This window comes from Lactimicrobium massiliense, from assembly GCF_900343155.1.
Classification (GTDB): Bacteria; Bacillota_I; Bacilli_A; order Erysipelotrichales; family Erysipelotrichaceae; genus Bulleidia; species Bulleidia massiliensis.
Window position 1 is genome coordinate 472,063 of sequence record NZ_OUNG01000001.1, and the last position, 14,726, is coordinate 486,788.

Genomic DNA, 14,726 nt, shown 5'->3' on the forward strand with positions numbered 1-14,726 from the left:
TTACACCGGGTATCACTTCTACTGCTTTCTGATGCACGTAAAATACGTGAATCACGCAAGGTGAATCCCGGTATGATACATGCAACAACATACGGCCGTGAATACTGTTACGATCTTCATATGGGATCCTCCTGACATGTTTTATAATACCTGAACTTTTCCAAATGTCCAGTGTTTTGATATGAATTACGGAAAATCATGACCGCCCGTAAAACGGGCGGTTTGTCCTACGCCTATAAGGCTTTATTACTAGCCAGCGTCTTAAGGCGCTGGCTTTCGCATCTTCAATGTTCAAGCCACGATTGCAGTTTAACTCTCTCGCATGCCCGTTAAACGGGCTCTTTTACTCATGACTTCGCTGTTGTCTTCCGATTCGGATTCGGCTTTCTGTTTTCTTTATCCTCTCCGAATGGATCTTCATATTCCTTTACGCTTAACTTATCTTTTGCGATATCTGCGCTTTCCTGTTCACGGATATATTTGCGTATTGTGGATTCATTGATCCCTACTGTGCTCGCATAGTATCCTTCCGCCCAAAAATGTCTGTTCCCATATTTGTATTTCAGGTTCGCATGCTTATCAAATATTTCAAGCGAGGACTTTCCTTTGATGTATCCCATGATCTGTGATACAGAGTACTTTGGAGGGATACTCAAAAGAAGATGTACGTGGTCGGGCATCAGATGCCCTTCCAGAATCTCCACTCCTTTGTATTTGCACAGCAGTTTTATGATATCCCGGATATCTGGGCGCAGTTGATTATAAATTACTTTTCTTCTATACTTCGGAGTGAACACGACATGATATACGCAGTAATATTTCGTGTGAGCTAATGAATCATATTTGTTAGCCGTATTTGGCACCTCATCTTTCTAGAATCGTGACTTGGACAATCACCATTCTAGATAGATGGGGTGCTTCTTTCTATAAGAAGCACCGGCCTTCCTCCCGCATAGCGGGAGGTTTTCTGTTTCGCACCTCTTCGGTGCTCAACAGCGCTCCTACGCATAATAAAAAACAGGCTGCCATGCAGCCTGTGTGTTAATCGCCGTAACCGTCTGGATTCTTGCACTGCCAGTTCCAGGCATCTCTGCACATGTCATCCAGGTTCTTTTCTGCCTTCCAGCCAAGCACTTTATATGCCTTGGTCGGATCAGAATAGCATGTGGCAATATCGCCCGGGCGGCGCGGATCAATCACATACGGAATCTCTTTGCCGCATGCCTTGGAGAAGGCATGGATGATATCCAGCACAGAATAGCCGACACCTGTGCCAAGGTTGAAGATGTTCACACCCTGCAGCTTGTCAAAGCCGCGGATCGCACTGACATGTCCCTTGGCCAGATCAACGACATGGATGTAGTCACGTACGCCGGTGCCATCCGGTGTGTCATAGTCATTGCCAAAGACATGAACCTTTTCCAGCTTGCCAAGGGCAACCTGGCTGACATATGGCAGCAGGTTGTTCGGAATACCCTTCGGATCCTCGCCAATCAGACCAGATTCATGGGCTCCAATCGGATTGAAATATCTCAGCAGCATGACCTGCCATTCATTATCTGCCTTCCAGATATCGGTCAGGATTCTTTCCTGCATGGACTTGGTTTCGCCATACGGATTGGTTGTCTTGCCCAGCGGGCACTCTTCTGTGATCGGTACAAATGCCGGATCACCATAGACCGTTGCACTGGATGAGAAGACAAAACGCTTGCAGCCATGGTGGCGCATCACATCACACAGCACCAGGGTTGTATTCAGGTTGTTTGTATAATATTCAATCGGCTTGCGGGTGGATTCCCCAACAGCCTTGTAGCCGGCAAAATGAATCACAGCATCAATCTTTTCATGATCAAACAGATCATTCAGTGCCTTGCGGTCTGCCACATCAATGTTATAGAAGGCTGGACGCCTGCCTGTAATCTTTTCAATCCTGTCCACAACAAGTTCCTTGGAGTTGTACAGGTTGTCCGCAATCACGACATCATAGCCTGCATTGAGCAGCTCCACACATGTATGGCTGCCGATAAAGCCGGTGCCGCCAGTTACCAGAATCTTCATGTTTCCGTTTTCTCCTTTGCTATTCCATTATAGCCTGCCAAGACAATTATGCACCAAGTGCCTGCAGGAAACGTGCAAACTGTGTCCTGCCGGTTTCTGTATCCTTGAAGACGCCACAGTCTTCCAGCACATGCAGGAATACCGTTCCAACTTCCTGCTGCAAGACATTGTTTACAAGATTTTCGTCCGTGCTTCCGACAATTTCCGGATGGCGTGCTTCCACTTCCTTCAGCCATGGTGCATGTGCTTCCAGGGCAGGAACCTTCATCACATCTTCCCCCTTCATTTCTGTCTCCTTCATCAGCTCCATATCCTTTAACAGACGAGAAGGCAGAACAGCCAGGCCCATCACTTCAATCAGGCCAATATTTTCTCTTTTAATATGATGATATTCAGGATGCGGATGGAAGATGCCAAGCGGATATTTCTCACTTGTGCAGTTATTGCGCAGCACCAGATCCAGCTCATACGTATTACCCTTGCGGCGGGCAATCGGTGTAACCGTATTGTGGCGCACATCGCCATCAAAAGCATGGAAGCCAGCTTCTTCATCACTGTAATGAATCCATGTCTGCAGAATATGATCCGCGCATTCACAAAGACGCTTTGGATCTTCTCCATCCAGGCGGATGACACTCATCGGCCACTTGACGATGCCAGCCTGAATATCCTGAAAGCCACGGACTGTAAATGTCTGACGCACAGGTGCCTTTGCCATGGCAAATTCATACTTGCCGCCCTGGAAATGTTCATGTGTCAGAATAGAGCCGCCAACAATCGGAATATCGGCATTGGAACCAATCATGTAATGTGGGAACTGTCCGACAAAATCAAGAAGGCTGGCAAAAGCATGGCGGTCAATATGCATCGGCTCATGCTTTTCAGACAGCACAATACAATGCTCATGATAATAGCTGTACGGACTGTACTGCATGTAATACCGTGCTCCGTCCAGTGTTAAAGGAATCAGCCGGATTGTCTGTCTGGCCGGATGATCCAGACGTCCTGCATAACCTTCATTCTGCCGGCACAGCAGACACTTCGGATACATTTCCTGCTTCTTCTTTAATGCCGCCGCAATGGCACGTGGATCTTTCTCCGGCTTGGAAAGATTGATCGTGATGTCAAAGTCACCATACGGCGTTGCTGTCTTCCATCTGCGGTCCTTTGCAATCCGGTACGTGCGCACATAATCACTGTCACAGCTCAGCTGATAGAAATAATCCGTCGCTTTTTCCGGGCTTTCCTGATCATACTGACGAAATTTTGAAATCACCTGGGAAGGGCGCGGCGTCAGCACACCCATCAGTCTTGTATCAAACAGATCACGGGTGGCAATGCCATCTTCAATGATGCCTCTTGCCACAGCATCATCCAGAAGTTCTTTCAAGATTTCTTCCAGCGGTCTGCTGCCATTTCCACCTTCAATCGTAAAATCAGCCGGCGGTTCCAGCTTCATGACATCCAGAAGCTGATTGCCAGCATATACGGCATCCTCTGGTTCAATCAGATGACGACTGATCCCATAGGCTGTCAGATCCTTTACTGCATCCAAAACCATTTTCATGCCTCCTGCATTCTCACACGATTATAGAAATGCAATCGCAGAATGCCTACAGAAAATCTTTTGTATCTTCGTGAAATTCGTTCACTTTCCACCCCATTTTCTGCGTTTTCCTTATAATAGCCTTTGTAACTGGAGGTAATACGCGTGGAAGAAAAACATTCCATCAGAAACTACGAACTGGTCAGCACCCGTTTTCTGCCCGATTTCCAGGCAGAACTGCATGAGTACCGGCACATCAAGACCGGTGCCCGTATCTGCTGGCTGGACAATCATGATGAAAACAAGACGTTTGCCATCTGCTTCAAGACCATTCCCTCTGATGACACCGGCGTCTTTCATATCCTTGAACATTCCGTGCTCAACGGCAGTGACCGCTATCCGGTCAAGGAACCATTTGTCGAACTGCTGAAAAGCAGTATGAACACATTTCTCAATGCCATCACCTTTGATGACAAGACGATGTATCCGATCTCAAGCCGCAATGACAAAGACTTCATGAATCTGATGTCCGTCTATCTGGATGCGGTCTTCTGCCCGGCTGTACGCCACAACCCGAATATTTTCTATCAGGAAGGCTGGCATTATGAAATCCACGATGCAAAACAGCAGCCTGTATACAAAGGCGTCGTGCTCAATGAGATGAAAGGTGCTTTTGCCAATGTGGATGAAACAGTGCTGAATGCCATGAACCGCCTGCTCTTCCCGGATTCCTGCTATCAGTATGTATCCGGCGGTGATCCTGCCTGCATTACAGATCTCAGCTATGCAGATTTTGTGGCGGCCCATCAGAAATTCTATCAGCCTGGCAATGCCAGAATCTGGCTGGATGGTGATCTCGACATTGAAAAAGTACTGGATTATATCGATGTCAATTACCTTTCCCATGGCACAAAGATGGCCCATGACTTTGACATTCCCATGCAGCAGCCAACGCAGGGAAAAACAATTCAGGTACCATTTGAAATCTCCCCGGAAGAAGACAGCAGAAACCGCTCCATCATCAGCTTTGGCCGCATCATGTCACGCTTTGATGATGCCAAACGAAACATTGCCCTTTCGGCACTGTCAGAAGTGCTCACCGGCAATAATGATGCCCCGCTGAAAAAGCCATTGCTGGAGAAAGGACTGTGTGAAGATGTATCGTTTGATCTGTACGATGGCATTCAGCAGCCTTACTGCCTGTTAACTGTGCGCAATACAGAACCTGAAAAGCTGGATGAAATCAAGGCTGCGGTTACAGACGCAATCAATCAGCTGTGCAAAGACGGCATTGATCAGAGTGAACTGACTGCATCATTGAACCAGATGGAGTTCCACTATCGTGAAAAGCAGGAACCAAGCGGTGTCATGAATGCCGAGGATGCCATGGAAAGCTGGCTGTATGGCGGTGATCCTGCCTTGTATCTCAATGTCGGATCCCTGTATCAGCAGCTGCGTGAGGAAGCAGGTTCCGGTTACTTTGAGAAGCTGCTGGATGAATTCTTTGCGAATGATGGCAGGCTGCAGACCGTGATTGCCGTGGCTGACAGACAGGCTGGCAAAGCCCGTGTGGAAGCAGAGCAGGAAAAACTCACCGATGCAAAAAAGAGCTGGAAAGATGTCAATGTGATGGTGGAAGCCACCAAAGCACTGGAAGCCTGGCAGGCTGCACCAGACAGTGAAGAAAACAAAGCTACGCTGCCAAAACTCACTCTGGATGATGTGGAAAAGAAACCGCGGCCTGACCACTTTCAGGAAACAGCCTATCGGGATGTGCCGATGCTGGTATATCCGAAAGAACCTTCTGGCATTGTCTATCTCAACCTGTACTTCAACATTGCCGGCATTCGGAAAGAGCTTCTTCCTGAAGCTGGCTTCCTGACATCCCTGCTTGGCGAGCTGCCAACCAGTCATCACAGTGTTGCCGAGCTGCAGAAACTTGTGCATACATGGATCGGATCGCTGTCCTTTACACCGGTCTGTTATGCTCCGGATTGTGATCCGTCCGCAACAATTCCAATGATTGCGGTGCGCTGCTCTGTGCTTTCTGCCAACAAGGAAAAAGCCGTCCAGCTGATCCAGGAAATCCTGCGGGATACCCAGTTTGATGCAAAGCTGATTCTGCCCCTGCTGCGCCAGTCCGTGCAGGACTTTGAGCAGGCATTGACGAGCAGCGGACATGCCTTTGCGGCAGGCCGCGTCAATGCCCGCCTCAGTGCAGACGGCGTCTTCTCTGAATATACCGCCGGCTTTACCAGCGGCAGATGGCTGGAAAGCCTGGAAGCAGATTATGACAATCAGATCGGTGCCGTCATCAATGATCTTCAACTGTTCCGTGACAACTTCTTTATTGGATCCCGTCTCAGTGTTTCCTGCACAGAAGATGGCGATACAGAGTGGATTCACCAGTTGATTGATAGTCTGCCAATGGGTGATGCCCATCGGGCAAAGGTACATTATCCCCTGCTGGAAAAGCAGAATGAAGGCATTGTTATTCCGGGTGATGTTTCCTATGCCGCCAAAAGTGTATTACTGCCGGCATATAATGCCCATATCCATGTCATGACGCATCTGTTAACCTATGACTGGCTGTGGAATGAAGTCAGAGTCAAAGGAGGTGCCTATGGCACTGGCATCAATGGCAATTCTCTTGGCGGTGTGACTGCATATTCCTACCGTGATCCCGATCCCGCCAATGCTCTGCATGCCTTTGCCAATATCGGCAGCTATCTGCATGCAAAAGCAGAAGAAAACATGGATATCACGTCCTATGTGATTGGTGCCATTGCAGCTGTATCACCATTGCTTTCACCAAGATCCCGCATCATTGTGTCTGATGCCAGATGGTTTGGCCGCATCTCTTATCAGACAAGATGCGAAAACAGGCAGAAAATGCTGGGAAGCACCATTCAGGAACTGGATGCACTTGGCGCAGAGCTTTCCGAGGCGATGCAAAACGGTCCGGTATGTATCATTGGCCCGGCCGCAAAGCTGCAGGAAATGCAGGATGAGCATCTGACGATCCTGCCGGCAAGACCAAAACACACTGATACAAAATAACACATACTGCCGCATGCATTTGCATGCGGTTTTTTCATAAGAAAAGACCGGCATAACCGGTCAAACAAGGAAAGGCAGGAACCAGATATCAGTTTGCGGAAAGTATCAAAGTACAGCCCGCCTTTCAGCAGACAGAGTCTGTCTGCTGGCAGCAATACTGCCTGTTATCAGTTTAGCATTCCTGAAATATTTGCCCATCCGCAACTGTGAGTATTAACAATATTATTTCTTCAGCTGCTCTTTATCCTTCAGATAGGCCACAAACGGCATGGCAGGATTATAGAAGACACGTGTCTGGGTGCCCTCCCGAAACAGTCTGTCATCAGACGGCACCCCTTCAATCAGTGTGTAGGAGATGCCGTACACATTGTACTGTACGCTGATATTGTCAATGCCTTTGGATACCTGTGTACGGTGCATAATGTAGCCATTGACAATGCCCGTGCAGTTTTTCTTTGATTTGCGGGTGACCGGATGATGCACCGTTAACATCAGATCAATTGCAAACAGCAGAGCAAATGCGGCCAGACAGATCACAATCAGCAGCAGTGTCATATCTTTAGACATCAGGCATCATCCTTTCCATACATCATCACAAAACAGACACATGCATCCTGTCTGTCCTGGACAACCATCATATTCAGCTTCTCATAGCCATAACATACCATGCCATTCAGATTCTGGCGGAAACCTTCCTGCCCGCTGGCATGATTCAATAACGCACATGCCTGATCAAAGCCAAGGCTCATCTCACCCGCATCCAGGTTCTGATAGTGGGCCTGTCCGTTTTTCCCCGGCATGATCAGACGCATACTGATCAAAGATAAATGATTCGCAAAATGCAGCGACATCACCCATTCCCGGCCAAACAAAGATACTGGACGGCCGATATTCACCTTCTCCTTTGATACAGGAGGCAGCACATCCCGGTACAGACGCGTCTTCTGGAAATCATCCCAGGTCATTCTGTCATCCAAAACGACTTTCTGGTTGATGATCAAAGAGCCTGAGCCAAAATGAACCGTAGCAGAATACAGCTGATTGACGTCCGGAAAGACCATGCCGACAGCTTTGATCAGCTGGAAGACAAACTCTTCTGCCTCTTCCGGTGTACCATCATAATTCAGCACTGGTTTCTGTCCTTTTTCAAAAGTAAGAGAAATTTCATGCAGGACAGAAGACTTTCCATGATAGACAAGCTTGTCCGCACTGCACATTCTGCTGGCAAAATCGGATGCTTTACGGCTGTCCTGCAGGCTTTCAGACAACTGCTCTGATGGATATGCCTGCTCCCCAATCTCGATCCTTTCCAGCGCAGGATCATCACTGTTCATCAGCGTAATGATGGTCAGTACATGTTCCTGCCATGTATCAAAGCCATCCTGTATTTCCATCCGGTTCATTATTTCTGACTCCCTTCCTGGCGGGCAAGTGCTTCCAGAATCTCATCATACTGCTCCACTGTGATGAGATTTTCATGCAGAAATGCTATCAGGATGCCATGTGAGCCAATATCGGCCGTCACCCAGTCAGCCGCTTCTTTGGTCACCGGGGTGGCATTGCCCATGGCAATGGCATGATGGACAGCACGAAACATCGGAATATCATTACTGCTGTCACCAATCCCGATCGTATCTTCCACACTGCCGCCATAATACGAAAGCACATGTCCGATGCCCGTACCCTTGTTAACCGTCCCATTGGTAATCTCACCAATGCAGAAATGATCATCCGGCAGATTCATGGACTGGGTCAGGATATACGGCTTTTTCAAACGTTTTTCCAGTTCTGGATATTTTGGCTCCCAGCTGTCTCCAAATGCACAGATCTTATAAATGTGATCCGATGCTTCATCACCATACGACACCGGATACGTACAGTTTTTCTCAGCATTGGCAATCTGTACGCTCCTGTCCTTTGATCCTCCGGAAAAATACCATAACAGCTTCTCATAGCCAGCCGGCGAACAATAGGCACCGGCACTGCCTTCCAGGGAATAGCCCAAGCCCATGCCATCCAGCAGCTGCCGGAACTCTGTCACATCATCCGGCGGGATGGGATGGTCAAAGATCCGCTTCCGTTCGGCATATACCATCGCGCCGGCACCCATAATGAAACCATCACATTTATAATCCAAATAACTTACAATCTCAGCCAGTGATCTTCCTGTACAAAGAAAAATCTTATGGCCGTTATGTCTGGCCGCAAAGATTGCCTGCTCGGCACTGGCAGGAATGCCGCCCTGGGCAACGCTGTACAGCGTTCCATCAATATCAAGAAATATATACTTTCTATTCATGCAAAAATTGTACCTGTTCGGGATATATCAGTCCAGTTTTGACTGCAGCCATGCTGCAAGCACAGGCGCATTGTTATGTTCTTCATCTTTGGATCCAAACACGAGTGTTACATTTCCCTTTGCAAGCTGTTCTTTCACCATGGCAAGCAGATCAGATGCGGCCGGATTATTTTCCAGTTCCTTCTGATATGCAGCTGTAAAGGCATCAAAGTCATGATCCGCATGAAACTGTTTGCGCAGATCACTGCTGGGCGCAGCCTCTTTTGCCCAGGAAAACAATTCTGCCTTTTCTTTGGAAATTCCTCTTGGCCACAGCCTGTCCACCAGAATCCGGCAGCCATCTGTTTCTGCTGGAGCCAGATAAATTCTTTTTACCTGCAGCACACCCATATCACACCTCCAGATTTCATTCTTATTGTAGTCTTGCCAAACAAAAAAGGCATCCGCAGATGCCTGAATCGAGCAATCAATACTTTGGGCCAATCTTCTTCAGTGTGCCATTGTTAGCTAAGCGGGGGCGCAGAGCCAGATACAGAAAGCTTGCAATAATCACAGCCAGAATGGCATTGGTGAAGGTTGTTACAGCATTCCACTTTGCAAGTGCTGCAGCAGCCTTGGCTGGTGCCCCAAGAATATAAGCTGTATAGAAATAACCAAATAGCGGCTCGCCAATGCAGTTAAACAGCATGCCGCCGGCACAGGAGATCACGGTTGCCCAGACCAGCTTCCTGCCAGACAGACGGTTGATGTGAAAGGCATGATGGGCAATCAGACCTGTAACCACGCCAATGCCAAGTTTCAGGATAATGGTCTTTGGTGCTACTGTAATGTAAACCGGATCCAGCAGATCGCCAATGCCCATACCGATGGCACCGGCAATGCCGCCAGGCAGACCGCCCAGCAATAAAGCTGCCAGCACATCAAACGTATTGCCAAGATGGAAGGCTGTGTAACCACCCGGTGTTGGAATATTGATCTTCAGATATGTGAATGAAACATAGGCCAGTGCCGCCATCAAACCAATGACGCAAAGCCGCAGAACCGGATTTCTTTTGTTCTCCATATAATTGTCCCCTTTTCTTTGAGAGCAATTATACCGTCATCTGGTTATATGAATATATCCAGTTTTGGCAAATATTATATGGCCAGATAATCAGCAGGCACCTTCAAGATCCTTAGGTCCAAATCCCTGCGGCAGCAGCTGCTTCAATGTATAAACCTCACTGTGTGAAGGATCAATGCCAAGGATGATCTGGAATGTATCCGGATTGCAGAACTCCATCATGACCTGCCGGCAGACACCGCACGGCGGGCAGAATACAGTTGGTTCCTCTCCTGCCTTGCCGCCGACAATCGCAATTTTCACAAAATCATGATGACCTGCACAAACCGCAGAAAAGAAGGCTGTGCGTTCCGCACAGTTAGTAGCGGAAAAACCGGCATTTTCAATGTTGCAGCCAAGGAATACTTCACCATCTGCAGTTTCAACAGCAGCACCTACCGCCCAGTGCGAATACGGTGTATACGCATTTTTTCTGGCTTTTAAAGCCATCCTGATCAATTCACTGTTTTCCATAAATCATTACCTCTGTCCTTTCAGGATAGCACAAAAAGATGATGACCACGCCAATGATCATCATCCCGCATTGCATTATCTTATTACTTTCTGCAGATGTCTGTCTGCCTCATTCATCATCTGGGCATTATGGCAGCGTGCACCATCCATCATCACAGCCGTCCAGCCATAAATCTCCAGGCCCTGACGAATCGAATCGATCATCCGTGAAGCTAAACTTGTATGTCTCTGCTCTGTTCTTAATACAGTCATATTATATTCCTCCTGATACGAATAATATTATATTGTCATAGTTCTTATAAGATAGCTTATTAGCACCTGTTTTATAGTATATTATTATCATATTAGAGTGATGATGAATATTCTGATATCGATACATCTGCCTGCGCACAGAAGTGTATTTTATCCTATAATTCTCATAGAAAGATCAGGAGGAACATACGATGAAAGCCTGTCCAAAATGCGGTAAAGAAAACCGTGATGATGCAAACTACTGTTCCTGGTGCGGCACAAAGCTGGATGAACCGCAGCCTGACGATCCTGCAATAAAGCCAGAATCTTCGGATCATGCGGAAGAAAAGAAGGAAGAAAGCCCAGTAACAGACCTCGGTACCACAGAGAAAAACACGGAAGAGCCAAAGAAACCTGAAACAGAAAACAGCGATGTGAAGCCACAGCCGGAAAAGAAGTCATTTCAGATTGATTACCTGTATGGCATCAGCGGTGTTCTGTTAATTGCCGGCACAGTATTGCCACTATTTTCTGTAAAAATGTCAATGCTTGAGACAAGCTGGTCCATCAGCGGCAATGCCTATGATATTGATTCTTTGCTGGCAGTGCTGCTGGATGTGATTGGGATTGCCGCATTAATCATTCCTTATCGTTCCAAAAAGTACATGCCGCTTCTGCACATTGGTGCCGTATTTGCATTGATCTTCACTTTTGTCCTTCATCATCAGATCAACTATGCCACCAGGATGAATTATTCCGGCTATGATACCGGCATGAATATTCATGCAGGAATCGGTAAATGGCTGCTTGTCATCGGTGCCGTCGGCCTTGCGGCTGCCAGCATCATTACCTGGCGCAAAGAGAATCATTCCTCATACTGATCATGGCATATATTCTGAATGTCATCCAGAATGATACGGCACGCTTCAAAAGTAAGATGACTGTTCTTATTCGTTAAACTCATTTCAGTACCTGCTGAGAGCCAGAGCAGATATCGGATAAGAAAAATTGTACGGCTGAATTCCACTGATGAAAGCGTGGACATTCCTGTAAGATAAGATCAACTTCAGCGACGCTATTGTGAAACTTACTTTTTCACACTTGCAGAACCTGAAAACCCGGGATGGGATAAACCATTCCGGGTTTTATATGCGGTGCAGGATCAGCTCTTTTTACGATACAGCCAGTTGCCAACAGCCTGTACAAGCTGGACAAACACAATCAGGATTACAGATGTCCAGAACAGATACTTGATATCGTAGGACTGGTAGCCTTTTCTGATGGCGACATCACCAAGACCGCCGCCGCCAACGGTACCTGCCATTGCAGAGGCACCGACCATGTTGATGATGAGAAGGACGATGCCATTGAGCAGACGGGGAACACTTTCCTTGAAGTATACTCTCCAGATGATCTGCATGTCTGTTGCACCAAAGGACTTGGCAGCCTCAATGACACCGGCATCTGTTTCCCGCATTGCGTTTTCAAACACACGGGCAATGAACGGAATCGCATAGATGGTCAGTGGCACGATGGCAGCGGTTGTACCGATGGACTTGCCGACAATGAGTCTTGTCAGCGGGATCACCAGCAGCATCAAAATGATAAACGGGAAGGAACGGAAGATATTGACGATGACATCCAGGATGCCATAGACAACCTTGTTGGGCTTTAATCCATCCGGTGCAGTCAGTGTCAGTACAATCGACAGGAAGAATCCGACGATGACAGCGACCAGTGTGGAGAAAAATACCATGTACAGGGTCTGCTGTGTGCCCTGCCACAAAACAGATGACATACTCATGCTTTCAGCACCTCCCAGGACACGCCTTTCTCCTTAAGGAAGGCAGCGACGCGGTCCTGATCTTTTTCGCTAATATTCAAGACAAGTGATCCGTAGATATCGGTGCGGAATTCTTCCAGCTTTGCCCAGCAGATCGAGAAATCGATGCCAAGCTCTCTGGCCATTTCCGTGATGACCGGTTCCTTGGAACTGTCATCTGTAAAGAACAACTGGATATTGACACCAGTTGTTGGCAAATGCTGTCCTTCTTCACCAAGGAAGCGGCGGATATCTTCAGTCGGCCGCACAAACAGATCTTCTGGTTTGCCTTCTGCCAGCACAACACCATTCTTCAAAAACGCAACTCTTTCACAGATCTGCTTGACGACTTCCATCTGGTGAGTCACAACCACAATCGTAATGCCCATCTCTTTGTTGATCTTTTTCAGCAGTTCCAGAATACCGTTGGTAATACGCGGATCCAGCGCAGAGGTTGCTTCATCGCAAAGCAGGATCTTAGGATCATTGACCAGTGCTCTGGCAATGGCAACACGCTGCTTCTGACCACCGGAAAGCTCAGATGGACGGGCATGGACCTTGTCACTGAGGCCGACAAGCTCAATCAGATGTTCAATCTTTGCCTTGTTCTCCGGCTTGTTAGGATTAATGCCCCAGAAATGCATAGGCAGCGCCACATTGCCATAAACATCCAGACGACTCAGCAGATTAAAGTTCTGGAAAATCATGCCCATGTCCTTGCGCTGCAGGCGCAGCTGCTTCTTGTTATGGCAGTCAATCTTCTGACCATCTACTGTGATCGTGCCGGACTGGAAATCCTCCAGGCCATTGATGCAGCGCAGCAGCGTGGACTTGCCGGCGCCGGACTGACCGATGATGCCGTAGATTTCCTTGTCGTTGATATGAATATTGATGTTTTTGAGAACTTCGTTATCACCGAAGCTCTTCTGTACATTTACCAGATCGATCATTGTTTACTCCTTCCTTGAAACAACAAATGTTCAGGAGCACAGGACTCCTGAACAAATGCTTATGATTGATGTAAGACTCAGTCAGAAGTGACCGGGTTGCCATTCTCATCAATGAAGGATGCGATGACAGATCCCTTATATGTATCATCAATGTACTGCTTGACCTTGTCAGATGTGATAGCCTTGACCAGTGCCTTTGTCTTCTCGCTGTTCAGCTGATCTTCTTCTACAACGATGAAGTTTGTGCGGGCAATCTTCTTGGCATCATCGAACTGCTCAACATAGATGGCAGGATGTGTGGAAGGCAGGCTTGCTTCAAGGGCATAGTTGCCATTGATGACAGCGATATCGACATCATCGAGTGTACGGGAAACCTGAGCTGCTTCAACCGGTGTGATCTTGTAGTTATGCGGGTTCAGATCACTGTTGCCATTGTATGTGGACTCAGTGACATAATCTGTTGTGCCAGGATCCTTCAACAGACCAGCCTGTACAAGTACTCTCAGGCCGCGGTCTAGGTTATCTGCATCGTTCGGCAGAGAAATCTCAGCACCATCCTGCAGATCATCCAGGCTTGTCAGCTTGGAAGAATAGATGCCCATCGGTTCAATATGAACACCAACAGCAGCAGCCAGATGCAGGCCATTGGTCTTATTCTGATCTTCCATGTATGTCAGAGTCTGGAAATAGTTGGCATCCAGAGAGCCCTCTTCCAGAGCAGTGTTCGGTGTGACATAGTCAGTAAATTCTGTGACTTCCAGTGTCCAGCCATCTTCAGCCAGGACATCCTTGACAACATTGTTCAGGATCTCGGCATGCGGTGTAGATGAAGCACCAACCTTGATAACCTTGTCAGATGAATCTGCAGATGCACTGCCGGATGCTGCAGTGGAAGCACTTCCGCATCCTGCCAGGGATGCTGCCAGCACTGCGGCTGTGATAGTTCTGATCACATTCTTTTTCATAGCGTTTTTCTTTTCCTCCTCTTTTGATTTGCTTGAAGCGGAAAGATACTGGCAAATATATAAAGACAGCACCCTTCTCCTATAAGGGCGCTGTCTGCGCTTTACCACCTTACTTCAAAATAACCTCACGGCTACTTCCTCTTCAAGTACGCTGAAACCAGAAATACTCGCAATCTATAACGGGATTCCCCGTCCTGACCTACATATCAGCCAGGCAGC

Annotated in this window: 15 protein-coding genes; 2 read left to right on the forward strand and 13 right to left on the reverse strand. The window is 47.7% G+C overall.

The genetic code is table 11. From position 1 onward, the window contains the following. Positions 1 to 347: 347 nt before the first annotated feature. From tnpA to DHU66_RS02330, 3 genes are all read right to left on the reverse strand, one after another. A complete protein-coding gene (gene tnpA / locus DHU66_RS02320) occupies positions 348 to 863 on the reverse strand; it encodes an IS200/IS605 family transposase (RefSeq protein WP_108774275.1) in 516 nt (171 codons plus the stop codon). Positions 864 to 1,041: 178 nt separating this feature from the next. Further along, the gene (gene galE, locus DHU66_RS02325) at positions 1,042 to 2,058 is read right to left on the reverse strand and encodes a UDP-glucose 4-epimerase GalE (protein ID WP_108774276.1); all 1,017 of its coding nucleotides are present in this window, start codon (positions 2,056 to 2,058) and stop codon (positions 1,042 to 1,044) included. Positions 2,059 to 2,104: 46 nt separating this feature from the next. Further along, positions 2,105 to 3,625 (reverse strand): UDP-glucose--hexose-1-phosphate uridylyltransferase, encoded by a 1,521-nt coding sequence (locus tag DHU66_RS02330; RefSeq protein WP_108774277.1) that lies wholly within the window; start codon positions 3,623 to 3,625, stop codon positions 2,105 to 2,107. Between the two features lie 144 nt (positions 3,626 to 3,769). Here DHU66_RS02330 and DHU66_RS02335 point away from each other — a divergent pair, with 144 nt between their 5' ends. Further along, complete coding sequence (locus tag DHU66_RS02335; protein ID WP_108774278.1) at positions 3,770 to 6,664, forward strand: insulinase family protein; 2,895 nt, start codon at positions 3,770 to 3,772, stop codon at positions 6,662 to 6,664. A 222-nt stretch (positions 6,665 to 6,886) separates the two neighbouring features. On the opposite strand, the gene DHU66_RS02340 is transcribed toward DHU66_RS02335, so the two are convergent. The 7 genes from DHU66_RS02340 to DHU66_RS12125 all read right to left on the reverse strand — a co-directional run bounded on the left by DHU66_RS02340 (position 6,887) and on the right by DHU66_RS12125 (position 10,791). Beyond that, a complete protein-coding gene (locus tag DHU66_RS02340; RefSeq protein ID WP_108774279.1) occupies positions 6,887 to 7,231 on the reverse strand; it encodes a hypothetical protein in 345 nt (114 codons plus the stop codon). Beyond that, on the reverse strand, positions 7,231 to 8,067 hold the full coding sequence (locus tag DHU66_RS02345; RefSeq protein ID WP_108774280.1) for a Rossmann-fold NAD(P)-binding domain-containing protein: 837 nt from the start codon (positions 8,065 to 8,067) through the stop codon (positions 7,231 to 7,233). Before DHU66_RS02345 ends, DHU66_RS02340 begins: the two co-directional genes overlap by 1 nt. Beyond that, a complete protein-coding gene (locus DHU66_RS02350; protein ID WP_108774281.1) occupies positions 8,067 to 8,963 on the reverse strand; it encodes an HAD family hydrolase in 897 nt (298 codons plus the stop codon). The genes DHU66_RS02345 and DHU66_RS02350 overlap by 1 nt, the downstream gene beginning before the upstream one ends. Before the next feature lie 27 nt (positions 8,964 to 8,990). After that, positions 8,991 to 9,353: a DUF488 domain-containing protein gene (locus DHU66_RS02355; RefSeq protein ID WP_108774282.1), complete on the reverse strand. Its 363-nt coding sequence runs from the start codon at positions 9,351 to 9,353 to the stop codon at positions 8,991 to 8,993. Positions 9,354 to 9,429: 76 nt separating this feature from the next. After that, positions 9,430 to 10,026: an ECF transporter S component gene (locus tag DHU66_RS02360; protein WP_108774283.1), complete on the reverse strand. Its 597-nt coding sequence runs from the start codon at positions 10,024 to 10,026 to the stop codon at positions 9,430 to 9,432. A 90-nt stretch (positions 10,027 to 10,116) separates the two neighbouring features. Further along, a complete protein-coding gene (cdd, locus tag DHU66_RS02365; protein ID WP_108774284.1) occupies positions 10,117 to 10,539 on the reverse strand; it encodes a cytidine deaminase in 423 nt (140 codons plus the stop codon). 75 nt (positions 10,540 to 10,614) lie between these two features. After that, entirely contained in the window at positions 10,615 to 10,791 is a 177-nt protein-coding gene (locus DHU66_RS12125; RefSeq protein WP_167836221.1) for a hypothetical protein, read from the reverse strand. Between the two features lie 191 nt (positions 10,792 to 10,982). Between DHU66_RS12125 and DHU66_RS02370 the strand changes: the two genes are divergently transcribed. Beyond that, on the forward strand, positions 10,983 to 11,651 hold the full coding sequence (locus tag DHU66_RS02370) for a zinc ribbon domain-containing protein (protein WP_108774490.1): 669 nt from the start codon (positions 10,983 to 10,985) through the stop codon (positions 11,649 to 11,651). Between the two features lie 281 nt (positions 11,652 to 11,932). On the opposite strand, the gene DHU66_RS02375 is transcribed toward DHU66_RS02370, so the two are convergent. From DHU66_RS02375 to DHU66_RS02385, 3 genes are all read right to left on the reverse strand, one after another. Further along, complete coding sequence (locus DHU66_RS02375) at positions 11,933 to 12,574, reverse strand: methionine ABC transporter permease (protein WP_209451716.1); 642 nt, start codon at positions 12,572 to 12,574, stop codon at positions 11,933 to 11,935. Further along, positions 12,571 to 13,542, reverse strand: coding sequence for a methionine ABC transporter ATP-binding protein (locus DHU66_RS02380; protein ID WP_108774285.1), 972 nt, complete (start codon positions 13,540 to 13,542; stop codon positions 12,571 to 12,573). The genes DHU66_RS02375 and DHU66_RS02380 overlap by 4 nt, the downstream gene beginning before the upstream one ends. A 77-nt stretch (positions 13,543 to 13,619) precedes the next feature. Then, positions 13,620 to 14,507, reverse strand: coding sequence for a MetQ/NlpA family ABC transporter substrate-binding protein (locus DHU66_RS02385; RefSeq protein WP_108774286.1), 888 nt, complete (start codon positions 14,505 to 14,507; stop codon positions 13,620 to 13,622). Between the last annotated feature and the right edge of the window lie 219 nt (positions 14,508 to 14,726).

Excerpts from the sequence above, each read along its gene's own strand:
- galE (WP_108774276.1), bottom strand. The coding sequence starts at position 2,058 with ATGAAGATTCTGGTAACTGGCGGCACCGGCTTTATCGGCAGCCATACA.
- DHU66_RS02330 (WP_108774277.1), bottom strand. The coding sequence starts at position 3,625 with ATGAAAATGGTTTTGGATGCAGTAAAGGATCTGACAGCCTATGGGATC.
- DHU66_RS02340 (WP_108774279.1), bottom strand. The coding sequence starts at position 7,231 with ATGTCTAAAGATATGACACTGCTGCTGATTGTGATCTGTCTGGCCGCA.
- DHU66_RS02345 (WP_108774280.1), bottom strand. The coding sequence starts at position 8,067 with ATGAACCGGATGGAAATACAGGATGGCTTTGATACATGGCAGGAACAT.
- DHU66_RS02350 (WP_108774281.1), bottom strand. The coding sequence starts at position 8,963 with ATGAATAGAAAGTATATATTTCTTGATATTGATGGAACGCTGTACAGC.
- DHU66_RS02355 (WP_108774282.1), bottom strand. The coding sequence starts at position 9,353 with ATGGGTGTGCTGCAGGTAAAAAGAATTTATCTGGCTCCAGCAGAAACA.
- DHU66_RS02360 (WP_108774283.1), bottom strand. The coding sequence starts at position 10,026 with ATGGAGAACAAAAGAAATCCGGTTCTGCGGCTTTGCGTCATTGGTTTG.
- cdd (WP_108774284.1), bottom strand. The coding sequence starts at position 10,539 with ATGGAAAACAGTGAATTGATCAGGATGGCTTTAAAAGCCAGAAAAAAT.
- DHU66_RS12125 (WP_167836221.1), bottom strand. The coding sequence starts at position 10,791 with ATGACTGTATTAAGAACAGAGCAGAGACATACAAGTTTAGCTTCACGG.
- DHU66_RS02370 (WP_108774490.1), top strand. The coding sequence starts at position 10,983 with ATGAAAGCCTGTCCAAAATGCGGTAAAGAAAACCGTGATGATGCAAAC.
- DHU66_RS02375 (WP_209451716.1), bottom strand. The coding sequence starts at position 12,574 with ATGAGTATGTCATCTGTTTTGTGGCAGGGCACACAGCAGACCCTGTAC.
- DHU66_RS02380 (WP_108774285.1), bottom strand. The coding sequence starts at position 13,542 with ATGATCGATCTGGTAAATGTACAGAAGAGCTTCGGTGATAACGAAGTT.
- DHU66_RS02385 (WP_108774286.1), bottom strand. The coding sequence starts at position 14,507 with ATGAAAAAGAATGTGATCAGAACTATCACAGCCGCAGTGCTGGCAGCA.